This window comes from Parapedobacter sp. 2B3 (assembly GCF_041925275.1).
Taxonomy (GTDB): domain Bacteria; phylum Bacteroidota; class Bacteroidia; order Sphingobacteriales; family Sphingobacteriaceae; genus Parapedobacter; species Parapedobacter pyrenivorans_A.
The window spans coordinates 272,419-293,717 of sequence record NZ_JBHEUZ010000005.1 but is presented as its reverse complement, the minus strand read 5'-3'; the positions used below and the strand labels follow the sequence as shown (position 1 = coordinate 293,717).

At 50.8% G+C, this 21,299-nt stretch carries 17 protein-coding genes and 1 tRNA gene; 9 read left to right on the top strand and 9 right to left on the bottom strand.

Annotated elements, in window-relative coordinates; all coding sequences use genetic code 11:
* Both ACEVG1_RS08440 and ACEVG1_RS08435 read left to right on the top strand, forming a co-directional pair.
* A partial coding sequence (locus ACEVG1_RS08440; protein WP_374743201.1) for a S8 family serine peptidase occupies positions 1-2,568 on the top strand: 2,568 nt, incomplete at its 5' end.
* A gap of 43 nt (positions 2,569-2,611) precedes the next feature.
* On the top strand, positions 2,612-3,208 hold the full coding sequence (locus ACEVG1_RS08435) for a hypothetical protein (protein WP_374743200.1): 597 nt from the start codon (positions 2,612-2,614) through the stop codon (positions 3,206-3,208).
* Between the two features lie 680 nt (positions 3,209-3,888).
* On the opposite strand, the gene ACEVG1_RS08430 is transcribed toward ACEVG1_RS08435, so the two are convergent.
* The 3 genes from ACEVG1_RS08430 to ACEVG1_RS08420 are packed head-to-tail and all read right to left on the bottom strand — an operon-like array spanning position 3,889 to position 5,563.
* The gene (locus tag ACEVG1_RS08430) at positions 3,889-4,374 is read right to left on the bottom strand and encodes a nucleotidyltransferase (RefSeq protein WP_374743199.1); all 486 of its coding nucleotides are present in this window, start codon (positions 4,372-4,374) and stop codon (positions 3,889-3,891) included.
* Positions 4,371-4,802, bottom strand: coding sequence for a hypothetical protein (locus ACEVG1_RS08425; RefSeq protein ID WP_374743198.1), 432 nt, complete (start codon positions 4,800-4,802; stop codon positions 4,371-4,373). The genes ACEVG1_RS08430 and ACEVG1_RS08425 overlap by 4 nt, the downstream gene beginning before the upstream one ends.
* Before the next feature lie 59 nt (positions 4,803-4,861).
* Positions 4,862-5,563 carry a hypothetical protein gene (locus ACEVG1_RS08420; RefSeq protein WP_374743197.1) on the bottom strand — a complete coding sequence of 234 codons (702 nt, stop codon included), beginning with the start codon at positions 5,561-5,563 and terminating at the stop codon, positions 4,862-4,864.
* Positions 5,564-5,826: 263 nt separating this feature from the next.
* On the opposite strand from ACEVG1_RS08420, the gene ACEVG1_RS08415 reads away from it, so the two are divergent.
* Complete coding sequence (locus tag ACEVG1_RS08415; protein WP_374743196.1) at positions 5,827-7,371, top strand: recombinase family protein; 1,545 nt, start codon at positions 5,827-5,829, stop codon at positions 7,369-7,371.
* On the opposite strand, the gene ACEVG1_RS08410 is transcribed toward ACEVG1_RS08415, so the two are convergent.
* Positions 7,341-7,412, bottom strand: a tRNA-Arg gene (locus tag ACEVG1_RS08410). The genes ACEVG1_RS08415 and ACEVG1_RS08410 overlap by 31 nt on opposite strands.
* A 178-nt stretch (positions 7,413-7,590) precedes the next feature.
* On the opposite strand from ACEVG1_RS08410, the gene ACEVG1_RS08405 reads away from it, so the two are divergent.
* From ACEVG1_RS08405 to ACEVG1_RS08380, 6 genes are all read left to right on the top strand, one after another.
* On the top strand, positions 7,591-8,235 hold the full coding sequence (locus tag ACEVG1_RS08405) for a peroxiredoxin (RefSeq protein ID WP_374743195.1): 645 nt from the start codon (positions 7,591-7,593) through the stop codon (positions 8,233-8,235).
* A gap of 115 nt (positions 8,236-8,350) precedes the next feature.
* Positions 8,351-8,665: a thioredoxin family protein gene (locus ACEVG1_RS08400; RefSeq protein WP_374743194.1), complete on the top strand. Its 315-nt coding sequence runs from the start codon at positions 8,351-8,353 to the stop codon at positions 8,663-8,665.
* On the top strand, positions 8,646-8,906 hold the full coding sequence (locus ACEVG1_RS08395; RefSeq protein ID WP_374743193.1) for a hypothetical protein: 261 nt from the start codon (positions 8,646-8,648) through the stop codon (positions 8,904-8,906). Before ACEVG1_RS08400 ends, ACEVG1_RS08395 begins: the two co-directional genes overlap by 20 nt.
* A gap of 263 nt (positions 8,907-9,169) precedes the next feature.
* Positions 9,170-11,611, top strand: a complete 2,442-nt coding sequence (locus ACEVG1_RS08390) for a PIG-L family deacetylase (protein ID WP_374743192.1) — start codon at positions 9,170-9,172, stop codon at positions 11,609-11,611.
* A 12-nt stretch (positions 11,612-11,623) separates the two neighbouring features.
* Complete coding sequence (locus tag ACEVG1_RS08385) at positions 11,624-11,824, top strand: hypothetical protein (RefSeq protein WP_374743191.1); 201 nt, start codon at positions 11,624-11,626, stop codon at positions 11,822-11,824.
* A 105-nt stretch (positions 11,825-11,929) separates the two neighbouring features.
* Complete coding sequence (locus tag ACEVG1_RS08380) at positions 11,930-13,651, top strand: sodium:solute symporter (RefSeq protein ID WP_374743190.1); 1,722 nt, start codon at positions 11,930-11,932, stop codon at positions 13,649-13,651.
* Here ACEVG1_RS08380 and ACEVG1_RS08375 read toward each other — a convergent pair.
* From ACEVG1_RS08375 to uvrA, 5 genes are all read right to left on the bottom strand, one after another.
* Positions 13,618-14,745, bottom strand: coding sequence for an endonuclease/exonuclease/phosphatase family protein (locus ACEVG1_RS08375; RefSeq protein WP_374743189.1), 1,128 nt, complete (start codon positions 14,743-14,745; stop codon positions 13,618-13,620). The genes ACEVG1_RS08380 and ACEVG1_RS08375 overlap by 34 nt on opposite strands.
* Before the next feature lie 3 nt (positions 14,746-14,748).
* On the bottom strand, positions 14,749-15,627 hold the full coding sequence (locus ACEVG1_RS08370) for a rhomboid family intramembrane serine protease (protein ID WP_374743188.1): 879 nt from the start codon (positions 15,625-15,627) through the stop codon (positions 14,749-14,751).
* An 82-nt stretch (positions 15,628-15,709) separates the two neighbouring features.
* The gene (locus ACEVG1_RS08365) at positions 15,710-16,444 is read right to left on the bottom strand and encodes a rhomboid family intramembrane serine protease (protein ID WP_374743187.1); all 735 of its coding nucleotides are present in this window, start codon (positions 16,442-16,444) and stop codon (positions 15,710-15,712) included.
* 28 nt (positions 16,445-16,472) lie between these two features.
* Positions 16,473-18,293, bottom strand: coding sequence for a DNA mismatch repair endonuclease MutL (gene mutL, locus ACEVG1_RS08360; protein ID WP_374743186.1), 1,821 nt, complete (start codon positions 18,291-18,293; stop codon positions 16,473-16,475).
* Positions 18,294-18,304: 11 nt separating this feature from the next.
* Positions 18,305-21,163, bottom strand: coding sequence for an excinuclease ABC subunit UvrA (gene uvrA, locus ACEVG1_RS08355; RefSeq protein ID WP_374743184.1), 2,859 nt, complete (start codon positions 21,161-21,163; stop codon positions 18,305-18,307).
* Positions 21,164-21,299 lie beyond the last annotated feature (136 nt).

Genomic DNA, 21,299 nt, shown 5'->3' with positions numbered 1-21,299 from the left:
ATACCCTGGTCAATTTCCGCCGGAATAGGTGGTCACTTTATTCCGAAATCCGGTGGTCAATATAACCGAAATCTCCAGAATGACACCGTCATGCTGGCGATGGCTGTAGACACAACGTTATACAGGACAAGGGTATTAAACGCGAGTTGGGGGAATGTTTTGCTGGACTCGTTCCATTTCGAACTGCCCGGCAACCTGTCTTACCTTAAGTACGCTGAAGGGGCTTACAATGAAATATACGAGCATGGTGTATCCGTCGTCGCCGGAGCGGGAAACGGCAAAACCACGGAAGATACAAGTGGAAGGCCGTGGACGTATACCTACCCTGCTGCATTCGATCACAATCTTGCCATTTCCACGATCGGACACCATAATTCCAGCGGTGTCTGGAATGTTGAAAATGTACATGAACTGCATGTAGGTGATTCATTGTGGGAATGCCATGCGCACAACCTTCGGGTCGACCTGTGTGCGCCGGGATATATGATTTCGAGTACTTATTTTTCTCCCACAAGCCCTGATAAATACAAGTATCGTTATGCCTCCGGTACATCGTTCTCTGCGCCTTTGGTTGCGGGTACGATTGGATTGATGTATTCTAAAATGAAATGGTTGACACCGTATCAGATAGAATATGTGCTGAAAAAATCCTCGCGCGATATCTACAGTATACCGGCCAACCAGAAATATGCCTATGGTCCGTCCCGGCATACAGGAAGGATTGGATCTGGTGCACTTGATGCAGGGGCAGCATTGGAAATGCTGGATACCGATGTATTCTTTGCAGACCATCCAGATGCCAGAACATTCCGCGTCAAGGGAGCAACCATTACCCACAGGTGCAGGCCCGGGGCAAGACCTGGTCTGCCCAAACCGGTAATCACCGTCCATATGGAGAATGGAACACCCCCTTATACATACAAATGGGAACGGCTTGCAGTGGTATTCGGCGCACCGCAGGCAGACGGGGTTACGCTGTCTCCAAGAATTGACAGGGTGGGCACAAACCAGATAACGGCCACCATTGATTCTGCCTGGGGCCCAGGCACACTGTATTACCGGTTGACCGTGTATGATAACAGTGAAATCCAGAAAGTGGCCAACAAAGTATTCAGAATGTCGCTGATCAACGACACCAACCGCTGGGATCTCGCCATGCAGGATTCCTATGCGGATTTATACGACGAACCCAATACCATGCTGCAACGAAGCCCCCTTGATTGGGATATTTGGAGCAGCCATGATGTCTGGAACAGGTATTTCCAGGATGGGGATACCACCCATCAGGATCCGGACATCAATGTGGCCGGCACGCAGTACATGCACGCCCGTGTACGGAATGTAGGCTGCAAGGAATCACCAGACGGTGGAGATAATGCCAATCTCGAATTCTACTGGACCGTTGCGGCTACAGGGGAACGCTGGCCGCAGGACTGGGCAGGTACCAGCTCCGCAATCAATGGACAGCCCCCGGGAGGGTTTATCGGCAATGTACCGATACCTGCGTTAGCACCGGGAGCATCAACAATCCTATCACATGACTGGATTCCTCCCAATCCTACGTTATACGATACGACCAATCTTTTAACCCGAATCGATATCTGTGCGTTAGCCCGGATTACAGGAAGTTCATCTTCGCCTTTCGGGATGACATTTGCGGAAATTGACACCTCCAAGGTCAATATTCTGAACAACAATAATCTGGTAACAAAGAATTTTGTTTCGCTGAACCTCACGATAGGCTCTCCCAACACTCCTTCCACAGGGGTTGTCATCCGGAATCCGAGCGGCGGGAACACACCAGGGAATCCCCCGAAAGGTACCGGCTCATTCAGTGTAGAGCTGGCGACCCAGAACCAGCTTGCTCCATTCGTCCATGGTCATCTTGCCAACTATATTGAGGGTACAATACTGCTTGGCGACCTGTATGATGTATGGGAAGACGGGGGAAAAATGGGACATGTATCCGGTTTCGACGATGATCTAAAAACGGTATCATGGAATCTTGAATCGCCGCTTAGGCTTGATAACCTCGAAATCGATGAGAACGAACAATACTATGTAATCCTGACATTCAACCTAAAATCCGGTCTGACCTCCATTCCATATGAAATCAAAGACCAGCTCATCCACTTGCGTCTGCTTACCCCCCGTGAGGTTGATGTCGACAACGGCGACGGTACGACCTTACAGGTAACAAGAGATTACATCCATAGTGCGGTCAATTATTCCATCAATATACAGAACGATGGAGCCGGCGAAGAGAAAAGAGGAAGAATCAATGGCATCAATAATCTAATGGAAGGATCAATGGATAGAATAACTGTTTATCCCAACCCTGTAAATGGCGAAATGACCATTGTGTTGTCAGAAAGTGGTAGTGAAAGCTATGATGTTGGTGTAACAGATATTTCTGGAAAAATTGTCTATGAACGGCACAACGTTACGTTCATGGGAGGTGAATGGAAGATTAACACTGGAACCTTTACACCCGGAACCTACCAAGTACATATAACTGATAAAACAGGAAAGGCATTTGTACATAAATTTATCAAACTGGACAATTAACAACTGTAACGTTTTACTGAATCCCGATGCTGATATTGGATTCATGGAGCCGGGCCACTCTTGGTCCGGCTTCCTTTCTTTTTCACCGGCCCTTTTGTCTTTCCCCCAGCCTTTGTGCCGCAAAGGTACCGATGGCCGTGCCGCCCTGCAAGGTCTGCGCTGCGCTTGCACGTTTCCGCGAAAAAATCTCCACCCCACTTTTCAGCTGCCACCGCTTCGCGGTGATGTTATCGGGGTCGTATTTTTTGCGCGGAAAACCTTGCCTGCCGTCCCCGCCATCATTGTCGGCTGCTTAGCAAAGGACGGAGGGAGTGTGCGGAGTTCCTTTCCGTGGCTGACAGATTTGCAGCCACATCCCACCGTGGGTTTCACTTTCCGTTTCATCGCCGTTGATAACCCTGCTGGAGGCACGGGTGTAGGCGGGTTTCTTTTCGACAGGCAATCGGTCAGGACGACCCTGTTTTTCTCTGGAAATGCGGCCTCCATGGATTGCATTCTTTCCGATGGACGGAATCGTCTGTACAGACCCGCTTGCGCATGGAATCCGGGGCCATTCCCCTGCTTCGCCGGTAACGGCCAGATGAATGGTTGTATCACAACCACGTTTTTCCACCATTGCCTCGGAACTCGGCGGTGGTGACCGGACAGTGTCAAATTCTGGTAGGCAAGGAAGGTTTTTTGCTATGGAAGAACAGGAAAAAAATGCGAAAAAATGGGACTCCGAGCGGGAAATTTAGCGATAGAAATGCACACTCGTTGGTGGTATCAATGCCTCGGTGAAACCAAATCTGAGTGGATGCCCTCACTCTAAAGAGCCACAGTTCTGGACTGTGAAAACCTAATTTGCAATGACAGGTTGACAGTGCTTTTTATGTTCCGCGAAGGTTGGAAAAATGTGGAACATAACCTCATTACGCTGATTGTTGCCAGCTATATTCATGTTCAAAACATGGTTAAATGCTCGTGAACGAAGCCGCTAAAGGTTGAAAAGCATAAATAAACCACTTGATTGTATCGCTAAAACGGCGGACAAATGTTGCGGTTATAACGCCGACGAAATCCATCCACAGGGCTTTTTTCTACAACGAGCTCAGGGTGAAAGCAATGATGGCAAAACTGTTATGGGCGAAAAATTTCTCAGGTAAAGTCACGGAAATTACCGAATTGACAAAGCTGAATATGCGGCTAAAAATGGTGCCATCAACCCCCAACATACAGGTGAACTGCGTCCATATTCTCATGAATTTTTCACTTAAGGATATCCCGGACAAAGACAGGTTAAGTCCAGTCGCACAGGAATATATGTTAAAACATTTTCCCTTATAGCCTTGGGCCTTTCCTTTTGGGGGTTTGTTTCGGAACCACTTTTTTTATTTCTCTGACGTCTTGGATATCCTGTTTCCTTCCCGAAGCAACTTTATTTTGGACCAACTCATTTAAACCGATATATGATATTTCGAGATCGTCTTCCACTATTTTTTGCCTGTTCTCGAAAGCCTCGTTGAATGCTACGCCATCAATGCTATTGAGTATGTCAATCCGTAAAGGAGGGTAGCCTATCTGTGATATATAACCGGGTTGCAAAAAGTCCTCTTTTTTAAACCCCAAAGAAGACATTCCAAAGCCCTTAATCACTTCAAGTAATTTATCAGCATTATCTTCGGATATATTGATCCAGATGTCCAAATCACCCGTGTAACGCGGTTTGCCATGAAAGGCCATTGCGTAACCGCCTACAACCATGTACTCCACCTCAAACTTGTTGAGCAGTTTTACAAAATCTTCAAAATCTTTGGCTAATGTCATTGCTTAAGTTTTATTCTGTTTACAATAGTTTTATCCATTCGCTGCCCCTTTTTTAGCATCTGAGATACCAGAAAAGTTACGGCCTCTGCTCTTTTTACAACCGGCTGCGATAACCAGTATTGCCAATCGCGAACTTCATCCTTAGCTTCTTTCATCGGTACCCTTCGCAAAACAGGGGCAATCGCTCTTGCATTTGAGCCAGGGACAGAAGCGGATTTGGGTTTGGCAATAATGTCTTTCCTTTCCACGCGGACTACTTCGTTTTCGTAAGCTTTTTTCTCTTTGCTTAAATAATTATTAAGGGTATTATAACTATACTGTGGGTAGCTGAGGCAGAAATATCTCAGATTGGAGAAGATCTCTACTTCGCTTTGCTCCTTCCAATGAACAAGCACGACTCTTTTACTTTTTAAAATAGTTTCAGACATATACAAATATAACAAACATTGCGATTATATTGGTCATTTTTTCAAAATAGAACATATTGCTATATGGCTCCAACGATTGCATTTACGTGCTCAAAAACCTCGTCCGTTTTATAGGCAGGATAATAAGCTGCAAGGTATTCCCTGAACGTCTCCTGCACTGAGGTCATATGCCAGTCCTTCACTGAAAGCATGGGTGCAAGGTCACCTGTAACTTTGCCGGCGAATGCGTGGAAGGGTAGGTAGGGTGGCGCATAATGGACAGCATTTCCGACCAGCTTTACGTAAAGGGAGGGTTTCAGAACCACTTTGAGGTCACGCATCAACAGTCCCGCATGCTTGCGCCCCTTGGCGGATTCGCACAGGGAGGCGAACACGGGAGCGCCTTCGTCATGGAAGAATGTATAGAGGTATTTATAAAAACCATCCTCCAGCAATGTGAGCAGGTCGCGGGCATAGTATTGGTACCATCCGTGGAACGATTCCACCGAAAATTCCGTTCTGTGGCGTTCGATGATGAAATCCAGCAGGGATTTTTCCATCGTTTCGATGGACTCCATGGAGGGGACCATGTTATGTCCTGCAACTTCCCCCGCGAACTTTTCCTGTGCGAAGAAATCGAAATGGAAGCACTTGAAGTCCGTGGGTTGGCGGGCATGGATAAGCCGGACATACAAGGGATGCATCTTCCGCCCATGGAAATCGGTCTGCTTTAGCCGTTCGTTGTGGAAAATCTTGTAGGATATCTTCTGGTATTTGCCCATTGTGTTTCAAGCAGCATTTATTGCCCGGTTCTAAAGTTAGTTTAAATTTTGTTAATAACATAACCATTCGTATATTCGTATTCCCAAGCACTGTTAAATCGGTTCCTCTTCACTGGATAGGGTTTGTATTGCGGCAGGCAATGCCTGCATAACGTTTAAAACAAGTGTGCTATGGGTGAGGAGGAAAAGGAGCTGTTGGATCTGATAGCCGAATTGATTGTAGGAATCGTCATGGACGAAGAAGAAAATAAAAAAGAAGCCATATGAACAAGAATGCCATTGGTTACATACGCATCAGCACAAGGGACCAGTCAAAGTATTCACTGGACGACCAGGCCGATGCCGTAAGGGAATACTGCCAGCATTACGGGCTGGAATTGCTGAACATCTTCCGTGATAACGGGGAGCACAGCGACACGTTCGACCGCGCGGATTTCATCGCACTGGAACAGTACATAAAGAAACTCAAAGGCCAAGTGCGCTATCTCATCGTGATGGCGCACGACCGTTTCAGCCGCGATCTGAGCGAAGCCCTGCGCAAGATCAGGGAACTGGAAAGAAAGTACCGCATCAAGGTGCTTGCCGTCGATGAGCCATTGGACATCGATCCGGAAGACCCCGATGTGTTCATGCAGCGTGCGTTCAAATACCTGATGGCCAACCAGGAACTGCTGTCTATCCGCAAGCGCACGAGGAGGGGCATCCACAATGCGATGGCGGCGGGCAGGTTCGTGCAGAAAGCCCCCTTGGGTTACGTGAATGCAAAGGATGAAAGCGGGAAAGGCATCATCCTTGTGGACGAAACGAAAGCCTCCATCATACAGGAAATCTTCAGGCTCTACCTTTCCGGGATGCCCTATTTCAGGATAGCGCAGGAGATGAGGTCGAAGGGCTTCAAGCTAACAGGGAACGGGGCCGTACAGGGCATATTGGGCAATTGCGTCTATGCAGGGCTGATCAGGGTGCCCGCCTATAACAAGAAGCCCGAAAGGCTGGTCAAGGGTTTGCACGATGCACTGGTGACGGAACTGGATTACTGGAAAGTACAGGAGTTGATGGGAAAGAACAAACGTCCGAGCAAAACCCAGCCCAAAGAGGAAGTTCCGTTGAGGGGTGTGCTGAAATGCTGGTGCGGCAAGAGCATGACCGCAGGGTGGAGCAAGGGCAAATACAAGTACTACCTGTACTACCGATGCACACAGCATACGAATGTCAACATATCGGGCATTACCCTGCACAGGGACTTCGGGGAGTTGCTTGCACTGATGAACCTCGATGAAAAACAGGTGGATTACATCCGTGCATCCGCAGACAAGAAACTGAAGCAAGCATTGTCGAACAGGGAAAAACAACTCAAGGAATTGCGCAGGAAACTGGATGATGTGGAACGGAAAATTCACCGCCTCGAAGAGAAGATGATGAACGACGAAATCGAGAGTACAACCTACAAAAAATGGTTCGGTAAATACTCCGAAGAGAAGGGCGCGTTCCTTTCAGAAATACTGAAACTGAAGACCGATAACGAAGAGAAATGGAACAGGCTGAGTGTCTGCCTGAAAGAGCTTACGAGGTTGCCGGAACTGTTCGAGGAATTACCCGTAAGGAAGAAACACATGCTGGTAAAAGGGGTGTTCAAACATGGTCTGGTATATTCAGAAGGAAGTTATCGAACTCCCTGGCTGCACCCGGCGGTTTCCCATAACGAACTGATAATGAAAGAAAAAGGGCTGCTCGTTGTAGAGCAACCCAATGCCGTTTGGAACCAAATTCCTGTTAGTAGCCCCGACGGGAATCGAACCCATATCTAAAGTTTAGGAAACTTCTATTCTATCCGTTGAACTACAGGGCCAACATCAAGCTGCAAACATACGACTTTGCCCACAAAAACAGAAAGGCACCGTTGAAATGTAATCCCAAAATCAAAAATCCGGCGCAATAGATGATTTATATCGCACATCGATAAAAACGATACTTCCCCATTGCAATAAACCTTACTTTTGCAGCGACAAAATTAAGGATATATTACTATGAGTTTCACAGGAAAAAAGTTCCCAAACATTACCGTTGACGCGATTGATTACCTCGGTGATAATTTGTTTATCAATATTTTCGAAGAAGCAGCGAAGAAAGAAAAGAAAGTGCTCTTATTCTGGTATCCCAAAGACTTCACGTTCGTATGCCCTACCGAGCTGCATGCGTTCCAGGAAGCACTTCCCGAATTTGAAAAACGCAACACGGTGGTTATCGGCGCTTCATGCGACACCAATGAAGTACATTTTGCCTGGTTAAATACACCGAAAGACAACGGCGGCATTGAAGGGGTAACCTATCCCATCCTCGCCGACACCAACCGCAACCTTTCGCGGATACTGGGCATATTGGAAGGCGAAGAAAGGAAAAGTGAAGAGTTCGGCTCCATCTTTGAAGGTTCGAACGTTACTTTCCGTGCCACATACCTCATTGACGAGGAGGGAAAGGTATTCCACGAAAGTGTAAACGACATGCCGTTGGGCCGCAACGTAAAAGAGTACATCCGCCTGATCGATGCGTACGCCCACGTGCAGAAATTCGGTGAAGTATGCCCCGCCAACTGGGAAGAAGGCAAGGATGCCATGAACGCTACCCGCGACGGTGTGGCCGCATACCTATCCAGCCAGCCGGCGATGAATTAGTGCTTGCTGTAGCCCACTGATTTCCGAAGGCCCGTGGACGACCTCAAAGGATTGCTCACTGGCCTTTGTGATGTATCAACCCTGCCCTTTTGTTAAATAAAAATTGATTTGAAAGATGTTACAGGAATTAGAAAATGACAACCTGGCCGATATCGTAAAGAACAACGATGTGGTGCTGGTGCAATATTCGGCCACCTGGTGTGGCAACTGCAAAATCATGAAACCGAAGTTCAAGAAGTTAGCTTCGGAAAATGACCAAATCCCGTTTGTTATCGCGGATGCCGAGCGGTTCCCCCAGTCCAGGCAACTGGCAAATGTGAGCAACCTGCCGACTTTTGCAGCCTTCAAAGGCGGCCAGCTGGTAAACCAGGTGCAAACCAACAAATTCGACCCCTTAATCGATCTGCTCAATGAAGTTGCCCATAATTAAACACCTGGTCGAGTTCATCGAGCAGAACGACCAGGACTATGTGCTCGAGGCCATTGAAGCCCTTGAGTCGCTTACCGAAGTTCCTTCACTGAAAGATGAAGAGCTCGACGTAATCGGCGAACTGATTTCGAACATGTATGGTGCCGTTGAAGTAGATAAACTGGTTAAATCGGGAATGGATCGCAAAGAGGCGCTCAATACATTTATGAAACGCGTACTGGGTTCCATCGATAAGGCATAACCCCGGATGGTCCCCCATGGCGGCCTGTGGAAAACATGGTTTCTGTGGAAAACTTGTCGTCCCGCCCCCCATGGCCCTATTTTTCTTTATCGTATCTTTACAAGTGTTAAAGGTTAACTTCTTAGGGCAAGCGCTTTAAGATCGAATGATTTTTTAATTGTTAATTGCAGAAGCCGTCTCGCTTAAAGCGAGACGGCTTCTGCTTTGTAAAATTTGTGTGGGGGGGTTAGAAAGTTGAGGATGAGAACCCTTATATTTAAACCATGAACAAACAACGAGTCGTATCTTTAACATCGCTGCTTCTTTTCGTCATCTTTTCTACCCGCGCACAGACACTGCAACCCCAGCATCCCGGCGAGATTAAACAGGCCATAAAGAAGCTGAATACATTAGGGTCCGTACTCTACTTCGCCGCACACCCCGACGATGAAAATACCCGTCTTATCGCGTGGCTTGCCAAAGAAAAACACCTTCGCACGGGCTATCTTTCATTAACGCGGGGCGATGGCGGGCAAAACCTTATCGGTACGGAGCAGGCAGAAGAGCTGGGGCTCATCCGTACGAACGAGTTGCTTGCCGCGCGGAAGGTCGATGGCGGCGAACAGTTCTTTTCGTCGGCAATCGACTTCGGATTCTCGAAAACCGCGGCGGAAACATTCCACATATGGGATCGGGAAAAAATCCTCGCCGACGCGGTATGGGTGATCCGGAAATTCAAACCCGACGTCATCGTCACCCGGTTCCCCCCCGACCAGCGCGCTGGTCACGGACACCACCAAGCTTCGGCCTTGCTGGCTATTGAGGCGTTTACGGCCGCAGCAGACCCCAACCGTTTCCGCGAGCAGCTCACTACCGTCGCACCTTGGCAAGCGAGGCGGCTCCTTTGGAATACGTCGAGTTTCTTTCAGGGGTCCCCGCCATCGTCCACACACCTGCTCGTCAATATCGGCGACTACAGCCCGTTCATCGGCGAGTCTTATGGTGAAATCGCCGCCGAAAGCCGGTCCAAGCACCAAAGCCAGGGTTTCGGGGCTGCCCGCCAGCGGGGCAACGCCGTGGAGCGTTTCGAGCTCCTCGCCGGCGACGCTCCGGAACACGCTCTTTTTGAAGATATCGAAACGTCGTGGAAGCGGGTCGCGGGAGGTGAGACCATTGCCCGGTTGGTTACCGAAATAGACAACCGCTTTGATATGGAGCACCCCGAGAAATCAATCGGTGGCCTCCTGCAGTTGCTGGAACGGGTTGCCCAGCTAGGGGATGACCATTGGAAAACTTTGAAAACCGACGAAATCAAAAACCTGATCCTGGCATGCGGAGGGATATGGTTTGAAAGCTACGCCCCCGTGTCGCAGCTCGCCGTCGGCGAGCAGGCCCCGATCAACACGGCCTACATCGTACGGCGGCCGGATGTAACGGTATCCGTTGGTGGCCATCCTTTGCCATTCAACGAGCTATACGAACAATCGGACGTTTTTACGGCCACTGCGGCCACACAGCCTTACTGGTTGCGGCAACCCCATGGGTTGGGCCGCTTCGCCATTGCAAACCAGCAAGATGTGGGCCGTCCGGGAAACAGCGATGCCCCGAAAACGTCCATTACGTTATCCATCAATGGGAGGGAGTTAACTTTCGAACGCCCGGTTGTTTATAAATATACACATCCCGTGAGGGGCGAAGTATACGAACCATTAACCATAACACCCCGCATTACCGCCAATATAGGCCACAAGGCGCTTGTTTTCAGCGGCATGGACCCTAAGACCATCGAAGTGCGATTTACCGGCCATACACAAAGGGAGGTCTCCGCTGTCGCCCGCCTTCAACTGCCCGCGGGGTGGCGGGCAGCGCCAAGCGAGGTTCCCTTGCATTTCTCAGCAAAGGCGGGGGAGACCATTTCCCACATCACGCTGTACCCAGCGGAAAACGCATCATTGGCAGACTCACTGGGTATCGCACTGGAGTATCCCGACGGAACCGAAGCCGCACAGGCAATCCAAACGATCAGTTACGACCACATCCCGAAAATCACCTGGTTCCCGGCCGCCAAAGCACGCCTCAGCAAGATCGAAACAGGCGCGTCGGCTCAACACATCGGCTATTTGCCCGGTGCCGGCGACCTTATCCCCGCTGCGCTTCGGGAGATCGGTCTGCGGGTAACCGTGTTGAACGAGCAGGATATATTATCGGGCGACTTGTCCCAATACGATGCCATCGTTACGGGGGTACGCCTATACAATGTTAACCCACGGATACGGCACATGCAGCCCCGGTTGCTGCAATACGTCAAAGCCGGCGGCACGTTGGTGGTGCAATACAATGTGAGCAATGGGTTGCATACCCCGGAAATAGGGCCTTACCCGTTGGGGCTCAGCCGAACCCGGGTCACCGACGAAACAGCTCCCATAACGATGCAGCTCCCCGATAGCCGCGTACTGAATTACCCCAATGCCATTACGCAGACCGATTTCGAAGGGTGGGTACAGGAACGGGGGCTTTATTTCGCGGGTGAAACCTCGGACCAGTATGACCGACCCCTACAGATTGCCGACCCCGGCGAATCGCCGAGCGACGGATCGCTATTGGTCGCTCGCTATGGCGAAGGTAACTTTGTTTATACATCCCTTGCTTTTTTCAGGCAATTGCCGGCCGGCGTACCCGGCGCATACAGATTATTTGTAAATTTGTTAGCAAAACCCATTGATTAAACGGACATAGATATGGAGAAACACATCGAAGAGCATTCCACGGGAACGAGCATTAACTCGTATTTTTATTTGCTTGGCGCTATATTCGGCGGTTCAACGGGCGTGCTCGCACAAGAGGGTTTCCTCGGTGCCGTCATCGGTGTAGTAGCAGGGCTGCTGTTTGCCGGCTTTTTCGTCGGCACCTTGCTCAAAGGCCGTGAGCATGACCGATAAGGGGCTACCTCCCTTCGTCCGCACCTGGAAGCGATTCTACTGGATCGTGATTGCCTGGTTGCTCGTATTGATCCTGCTGTTTTACTTCTTCACTGATTATTTTGGATGAGTACGACGGATTGGGTTGTCCTGTTCTGTACCCTGCTGCTCATCGTCGCGTACGGCGTGTATAAAAGCAAGGGCATCCGCAATATAGACGGATACCTGTTGGGCAACAAGTCACTGCCGTGGTACCATGTTGCCCTATCGGTGATGGCAACGCAGGCAAGCGCCATCACGTTCCTTTCGGCTCCGGGGCTCGCTTATTCATCGGGCATGAGTTTCGTCCAATTCTACTTTGGACTGCCCTTGGCTATGATCGTGCTGAGCATCTCGTTCGTGCCGATGTTCCATCGATTGCGCGTATTTACGGCCTATGAATTTTTGGAGAAGCGGTTCGACGTACGCACGCGCGCATTCACCGCCTTCCTCTTTCTGGTGCAGCGGGGCCTTTCAACCGGGATTACCATTTATGCGCCCGCCATTATCCTATCGAGCATTTTGCAGATCAATGTGGTTTATACGACCTTATTCATCGGCACGCTGGTGGTATTATATACGGTCTACGGTGGCACGAAAGCCGTGTCGTACACCCAGCTGCTTCAAATGGCCATTATTTTTGGTGGGCTGGTCACGGCGGGGGTCCTCGTAATATATATGCTCCCCCAAGACATCGGTTTGATGAAAGCCCTGCATATAGCAGGCAAATCGGGCAAGGCCAATGCCATCGACCTTTCTTTTGATTGGAATAACCAATACACCCTTTGGAGCGGGCTCATCGGTGGCTTTTTCCTGCAATTATCTTATTTCGGCACCGATCAGAGCCAAGTAGGCCGGTACCTCACCGGATCGTCCATCCGCGACAGCCGCATTGGGCTGCTGATGAACGGGTTGCTGAAAGTGCCGATGCAATTTTCCATCCTACTTATCGGTATCCTGGTCTTCGCCTTCTATCAATACAACACTCCGCCCATATTTTTCAACAAATACGAACTCCACAAAATAGAGCAAAGTAGCTACGCGGCGCAGGTGGACGAGCTGAAGGCTGAGCACAAGCAGATATTCGACGAAAAGCAGGAACAGATCCATCGGCTCACCGAGGCCCTCGATCGCGAGGAGGAAGCCGTGATATCCGATGTGCGCGAGCAGCTGCAACAAGCCGATATGCGTGCCAAAGAAATACGGAAGGACCTGGTAACGCTGATGCAGGAAAACGATGCCCTCGCCGATACCAATGACAACAATTACATTTTCCTGACGTTCGTAACAGAAAACTTTCCGCGGGGGCTCATCGGCCTACTGGTAGCCATCGTGTTCATGGCTTCGATGGGCGCGACGGCCAGTGCCATCAATTCATTGGCCTCCACCACGGTCATCGATATTTACAAGCGTTTTGTAAGCAAGACCGGCACCGAGCGGGGATACCTTTCCGCCTCACGGATATTTACATTTGTTTGGGGTATATTCTGCGTGATCATCGCGCTGTATGCCAGCAAACTGGGTAACTTGCTGGAGGCGGTAAATATACTGGGCTCCTTGTTCTACGGTACCATCCTGGGTATCTTTATTGTCGCGTTCTACGTAAAACGCGCCGGCGGACGGGCCGTTCTGGCCGCGGCGATCCTCACCGAGATCATGGTCGTCTCCTTTTGGTGGTTTGATGTGATGGCCTTCCTTTGGCTCAACTTGGTGGGCTGCATGGGCGTCGTATTGTTTGCCTTGCTTTTCCAAGGGCGGCGAGATTACCGGGCTACTCAGTCAAGCCGGAAGTCCGCCCAGACAGGGTAGTGGTCAGACAGTTTCGTTTTGATGATTTGATAGCGGTGCACCTCAAATGCTTTGCTTGAAAGGATATAGTCGATCTGGAAATTTGGAAAATCCCCATTGTAGGTAACCCCCCAACCCCGTCCCTTATCCCTAAACGCATTCCGCAACCCCGACGAGACCTCGTTCACGGCATAGGATAATGGCGTATCATTGAAGTCGCCGGCAATAAGATAAGGCAGGTTACACGCCCGGCTATGGGCCCGCAGCGCGTCCGCTTGGGCACTCCGGGCACGAAAGGCCTGCTTCAGCCGCGATCCGATGCGCTTGGTGGAAGCAGCATCTTTCTCGAGGGTTTTTGACGGGCTGTTGATAAAGTCGTAATCCTCCTTCTGGAAACCGAACGAACGCAGGTGGACATTGTAGACCCTGAAAACCCGCCCGCCTTTATCAATATCTGCATAAATAATCTGGTTTACGCCATACTCATGCTCCGGCAAGACACCCGAACTGACAATCGGATACCGTGAAAATATCGCCATCCCGTATGCCTCGTAATCATTCTGGGCCGTGGGGGAGACATAATGATAGGGCATACTGATCTCGCGCCTAAACTCCTCCGCCATCTTGTACTTTCCCTTCTGCCGGGTATAATACTCCTGCACGCAGATCACATCCGGCGATACGCCATCCATCAGTTGCATGGCTTGCTCGCGGATGGTCAGTTTCGTGTCCTCCTGCTCAAACGCCCTAAAGAAATGCACGTTATAGGTCAATATCCGTATGTGCCCGGTATCCGGTGAGGCCACCGCGCTTTCAGGCACCTCGGCGCTAAAACCGTAATGCTTGCGCAAGGTGTTCCACCCCAACAAAATGGCCAAGAGGGAAATCGCCGCATAGGGAACCCGCCGCACCAACCAATAGCCCACAAACAACCCATTGATGACCAACAGCGGGAGGTATGCTATCCCCAAAAATGCAATGGGCCAGAAAGATTGCGGGTTGATGATCGGCGCCAAATAACTCAACAACAATGCAGCCACCGCAAAAATATTTGCCAACAACACGGATTTACTGAAAAAACCCAGCCGCCTCGTACGCCCGCGTTTCCTTGCCATCAATCAATATTCGTTTTGCCCTTGCTTACTGGCTTTAAACAGCGCTTCTTTTTCCGCATTTGTGAGGCTATCATAGCCCGACTGGGAAATCTTGTCCAAAATGCGATCGATCACCTCTTGGTTTGGCACCAAGGGTTCCTCTTGGACGGGTTTCTCATTCCGTACCACCCGCAGTGTTCTCCTCTTCCGTTCCTGCTTCCCCAGAATCCGGCTCCAATCCTGCCCGTTCTGCAATCGTTTGATATAGACGAAGCCAAACACTGCGCCACCAATATGGGCAATGCTCCCTCCGGCATTCAACCCGCTGATTGCCAACACATCGATCACAATAAATACCAACGCCAAATACTTCAATTTGACATTGCCAAAAAAAAGCATGCGGATGGTGTAATCCGGCAGCAAGGTTGCCGTGGCAAAAACAACGGCACTCACACTGGCCGAGGAGCCGATCATAACCGTCCGGAAAGCCTCAGCCCTGAACACGGGGATCATGTTGTATGCCAGCAAATAAAGCAGCCCCCCCGCAATCCCACCGGCGAGGTAAACGAAGGTGAATTGCCTTTTTTTAAGGAAGTCAAGGAAAATGATACCCAACCAAAAAAGCCAAAGCATGTTGAACAGGATATGGAACAGTCCCTGTTGGGTAAACATATAGGTGGCTAAGGTCCACGGTTTGTACAGCCAAGCGGATACCGACGCGGGCAGTTGAATCCACGGCATCACATAACCGGATAGCGAGGCATCCGTAAACCCAAGCGCCGAAACCAACGAGAGCATACCGAGTGCCACAAACACCAGGATGTTAATACCTATAAACAGGAAAAGAGGATTCCCTGAACGGAAAGCCTTATGCCATAAATCGCCAATCCATGACTTTTTCATCGCGTGCTCCCTGTATGGTCATTTGATAACATTGGCTAATATAGGAAATTTTTTTTTGAATATCCTTGGAGGCCCGGCGCACCTACCAATAATTAGGCCGTCGTATTCCCCAGAGTTTTATTAACAGGAAGCCGAACAACGCACCACCGATATGCGCAAAATGAGCAATGGAAGAACCCGTGCGCGATACACCCAGAAATAGTTCGATAAGAATCATCACCGGAATGAAATACTTCGCCTTAATAGGCACAGGCAAAAAGATAAGCATCAACGGCGTATTGGGAAACAGGTAGCCAAAGGCAATCAGCAAGCCATATATGGCCCCCGAAGCTCCTACCATGGGGGTGGTATATACAGACAGGAGCGTTTGCCGCGCTTCCAACGGTAGGCTGCTCAGCACCCGTGCGCTTCTGTTTGCCACATCAATTTCGGATAGAAATGCCTTTGCCGAAAACGAATCCACGATCATGTATACTTCCAATGCCTGCACCGCAAACTGCAAAACCAAGGCGCCCAGTCCCGTGATTAGGTAAAAATTCAGGAAGCGCTTCGACCCAAACACCTGCTCCAGTATCGGTCCGAACATGAACAGGGCAAACATATTGAAAAAAATATGTGTAATACCGCCATGCATAAACATGTACGTAATGACCTGCCAGATGTGGAAACCCGGTGAATCCGGATAGTAAACACCGAACAAATCATTTGCCCGCTCGAAAATCAGCGAACCGCCAATGAAACATATTACATTGATGATGAGTAAATTCTTCACTACCGGCGGCAAGCCGGAAAAGGGGGATGTGGTATTGTTAAACATAATCTTTCTCAGACTAATTTTTCAGTGTTTACCGCTCAAACCGTTCCATCAGCTCTTGCAGGGTAAAAGTAAGAATTATGGGCTTACCGTTAAGCGACATATTCGGCATTTCGCACGCAAACAACCGGTCGATCAGGTCGGCCATGTCTTCCGTTGCCAGTTCCATGCCGGGCTTGATGGCCGCGTGCCGGGCAAGGCTTTTGGCCAATTGCTCCCTTTTCGGAAGCTTTAATTGGATCTGGTTATGTTTATAGTCTTCCAGGAGCCGTTCCAACACCTCCCGCTCGTCGAGACCCGTGGTCAAGTCAGCAGGGATCCCTTCGACCACGAACGTGTTCTTGCCGAACTCCCGTATCTGGAAACCCAACGCACGGATGTCTGGCAGTAAATCGGTGATCAGTTGGAAATCCGAACCGGTGAATGTCACCGTTTGCGGGAAAAGGCTCTGTTGGCTGGCTCCTTGCCAATTCCCCTGTTGCTGCCGGAACTGCTCGAATAGAATCCGCTCGTGTGCCGCCTGTTGGTCGATCAGGACAAAACCCGAATGGATCTGCGACATGATGTAGCGGTTATGCAGCTGGAAAGGCTGCTTTCGGGGGGAGGGTGCCGGCTCGGTGGCGCCATCGTCCTCTTCGCTATGCAAAGGCAGCTGGCTACTTTCTTCCTTTTTGGTAATCCGGTAAAGCGTATCCCACTGCGCAGGGACGGCAGGTCGCCTCCCTTCGCTGGGCTTGCTACCCTCAAACGGATTATAATCGGGGTTAAAAGTGATCGATGGTGGAGTGATCTCCTCCAACGGCTTGTGGCTGATCATCTGGCTGAACCCCGTTTCCTGGTTGAAATCGAGCGTGGGCGTGATGTTATACCTACCCAACGACCGTTTCACGGCCGATTGAAGTATCGCATAGATCGCCCGCTCATCCTCGTATTTGATCTCGGTCTTCGTGGGATGCACGTTGATATCGATCTTGGCCGGATCAATCTCTATAAACAGCACATATAACGGATAACTGTCCGCCGGCAGGATTCCCTCATAGGCCTTAACCACCGCATGGTTGAGGTATGGGTCTTTCACGAACCGGTTATTTACAAAAAAATATTGTTCCCCACGGGTCTTCTTGGCATATTCCGGCTTCCCGATGAACCCCTTGAGGTTGATGATGGTTGTCTCTTCCTCCACCGGCACCAAGCGTTGGTTGTAGCTGCTTCCAAACACATGCACAATCCGTTGCTTCAGGCTTTCCGCCGGTAACTGGAACAGTTCCTGGCCATCGCTATGGAGCGTGAAAAAGATCTGCGGATAGGCCAGTGCCACGCGCTGGAATTCCTCAATGATATGCCTCATTTCCACGGCATTGCTTTTCAGGAAGTTGCGGCGGGCCGGAATGTTGTAAAACAGGTTTTTTATACGGATGCTTGTTCCTGCGGGCAGGGCCTCGGGTTCCTGGCGTACTACGTCCGATCCGGCAATCTCAACGAGTGTGCCCAATTCATCTTCCACGCGGCGTGTCCGAAGCTCCACATGGGCTATCGCAGCGATGGAGGCCAGTGCTTCCCCACGGAATCCCATGGTGCGGATGGCAAACAGGTCTTCCGCTTTCCGGATTTTAGAGGTGGCATGGCGCTCGAAACACAGCCTTGCGTCGGTTACGCTCATACCGCACCCATTGTCTACCAACTGTATAAGTGTTTTCCCTCCGTCCCTTACAATCAATTTTATCCGGTCAGCACCGGCATCGATCGCATTTTCTATCAGTTCCTTCACTGCCGATGCCGGGCGCTGCACCACTTCACCCGCGGCAATTTGGTTGGCCACCGCATCCGGCAACAATTGGATAATATCTGACATACGCGGCAAAGTTACGAAAAGGGGCCTACACCCTGCATTTCTGCGGCAAGAAATCGGGCCGTCTGGCTCCGCCCGCATTTCAAAAGATCTTCCGGCGTACCGCTGAAGAGGATTTCGCCGCCGCCGCCGCCCCCTTCAGGCCCCAGGTCAACCACCCAATCGGCAACCTTGATCACGTCGAGGTTGTGCTCAATCACCAGCACCGTGTTTCCTCGGTCTACCAGTCGGTTAAGCACATCGAGCAAAACACGTACATCCTCGAAATGCAGCCCCGTCGTTGGCTCGTCCAGGATATAAAACGTCTTGCCCGTATCTTTCTTTGAAAGCTCTGTCGCGAGTTTCACCCGCTGTGCCTCGCCGCCCGATAATGTCACGGACGACTGACCCAGCGTCAGGTAACCCAGCCCCACGTCACGCAGCGTTTTGATTTTACGGTAAATGGCCGGGATATTCTCAAAAAAGGCAACCGCTTCGTCTATGCGCATGTCCAGCACGTCACTGATCGATTTACCCCGGTAACGCACTTCCAACGTCTCCCGATTATAGCGCTTGCCGTTGCAGGTTTCGCAAGGCACCTGCACGTCTGGCAGGAAGTTCATCTCGATAACCTTCATGCCCGCACCTTGGCAGGTTTCACACCGCCCGCCCTTCACGTTAAAAGAGAACCTGCCCGGCTTATAGCCCCGGATTTTCGATTCGGGCAATTGGACGAACAAGGCCCTGATATCCGAAAACACGCCCGTGTAGGTCGACGGGTTGGAGCGCGGGGTCCGGCCGATGGGGCTTTGGTTGATTTCGATGATCTTGTCGATGTGCTCCAGCCCTTCTATCTTGCGATAGGGCAGGGGGGTCTTCTTTGCGCGGAAAAAGTGGTGGTTCAGGATGGGGTATAACGTCTCCGTAACAAGGCTCGATTTTCCACTGCCCGATACCCCGGTCACGAGGAGGAGTTTTCCCAGTGGGAACTCCGCCGTCACATCCCGAAGGTTATTCCCCGAGGCGCCCGATAAACGCAACGTGTGGCCATTCCCTTCGCGCCGCAACGCTGGCACGGGTATCTCCTTGGCCCCGCTGAGGTAGGCCGCCGTGAGCGTGTCGGCCGCCCGGATGTCTTCGGGCGTCCCCTGCGCAACCACAAGCCCGCCATGTGCCCCCGCCGCGGGCCCCATGTCGATCACATGGTCGGCATGGAGGATCATGTCCTTGTCGTGCTCAACCACCAGTACCGAATTACCGATATCACGCAGGTTCTTGAGCGCATTGATCAGTCGCTCATTGTCACGCTGGTGCAGGCCGATACTGGGCTCATCCAGGATATACAGTACATTGACCAGTTGAGACCCGATCTGTGTGGCCAGCCGGATGCGCTGTGCCTCGCCCCCGGAGAGCGTCTTGGCTGTACGGTCGAGGGTCAGGTAATTGAGCCCTACATCCAGGAGGAACCCCAAACGTGAGCGGATTTCCTTCAGTATCTCTTTAGCGATTACCTGCTGCCGATCATTCAGCTGATGCTCCACATCCGTAAACCACGCTGCCAATTTGCTGATATCCATGGACGCCAGCTCATGGATATTCTTTCCTGCTATCCTGAAATGGAGCGATTCCCTCTTCAGGCGTGCGCCCTGGCAGGTTGGGCATACCCGTTGTGCGCGGAAATCTTCCAGCGGCAGTCCGTTTTGCCCTTGCCGATCACTTTGGTCCTCAAGCATTTTGAATAAGCCTTCAAACGTGATCCGGTAATCTTTCTTATTCCAGCTGCTATAAGAAACCGGTACAACGACTTCCTCTTCCGTACCGCCCATCAGGATATCGAGCTGTGCTTCGGTGAGCTTCTCAATCGGCGTCGATAGCGAAAAGTCAAACTTCTTCGCCACGGCTTTCAGCACTTGGAAGTTCCACGTTTCGCGGTATTCGCCCAGCGGGGCCAACCCACCCTTCATGATGCTCAGCTTCGGGTCGGGCACCACCGCCCCCCGGTCTATTTCATAGATATAGCCCAGTCCGGCACAGTGCTCACAGGCACCGTACGGCGAATTGAACGAAAAGGTATTGGGCTGGGGCTCATCGTAAGATATGCCCGACTCGGCATCCATCAGGTACCGACTGTAGAAGAACTCGTTGTTGGACTTGTCGCTCACTTTAATGATGCCCTTGGCTGTTTTCATGGCCTGCATCACCGACGTATAAAGGCGCTTGCGGTCCTTCTCCGACACCAGAAGCCGATCGATGACCACTTCGATATCATGGATCTTATAGCGGTCTGCCTGCATCTTGGGTACCAGGTCCAGCAATTCGCCGTCTACCCGCACTTTCACATACCCCTGCTTGCGAATCTGCTCAAACAATTCCCGGTAGTGGCCTTTGCGTCCTTTTACCACAGGGGCCAGTACGTTGATTGCCTGGCCCTCAAACTGCGCAATGATGCGGTCTACCACCTGGTCTTCCGACATCCGCTCCATGCGCTTCCCGGTTACATAAGAAAACGCCTCCCCTGCGCGCGCAAAAAGCAACCGCATAAAGTCATACACTTCCGTGATGGTCCCCACGGTAGACCGCGGGTTCTTGCTGGTGGTTTTCTGCTCGATGGATATGACGGGGCTAAGTCCCGAGATCTTGTCCACATCGGGGCGTTCCATGCCGCCCAGGAACTGGCGGCTATATGCACTGAACGTCTCCATGTACCGCCGTTGGCCTTCGGCATAAATGGTGTCGAAAGCGAGTGAAGACTTTCCGCTCCCACTCAATCCCGTTACGACCACCAACTCATTGCGCGGAAAACTTACGTCGATATCCCGGAGGTTATGAACCCGCGCACCAAAGACTTGTATTTCACTTTGTTCGCCCAGATCGGGCGCCATTTGTTTTGTCATTTACTGTTGTCAACTAATCGTATGATGAGCAAAATTCGCCAAAACTGGGCCGAGACGCAAGCTGACGATTTCTCCTCTGTCGCTAAAGATAATGGTTTGCAGGCAAAAAATGCTAAAAATATTCGACAAAAAACGC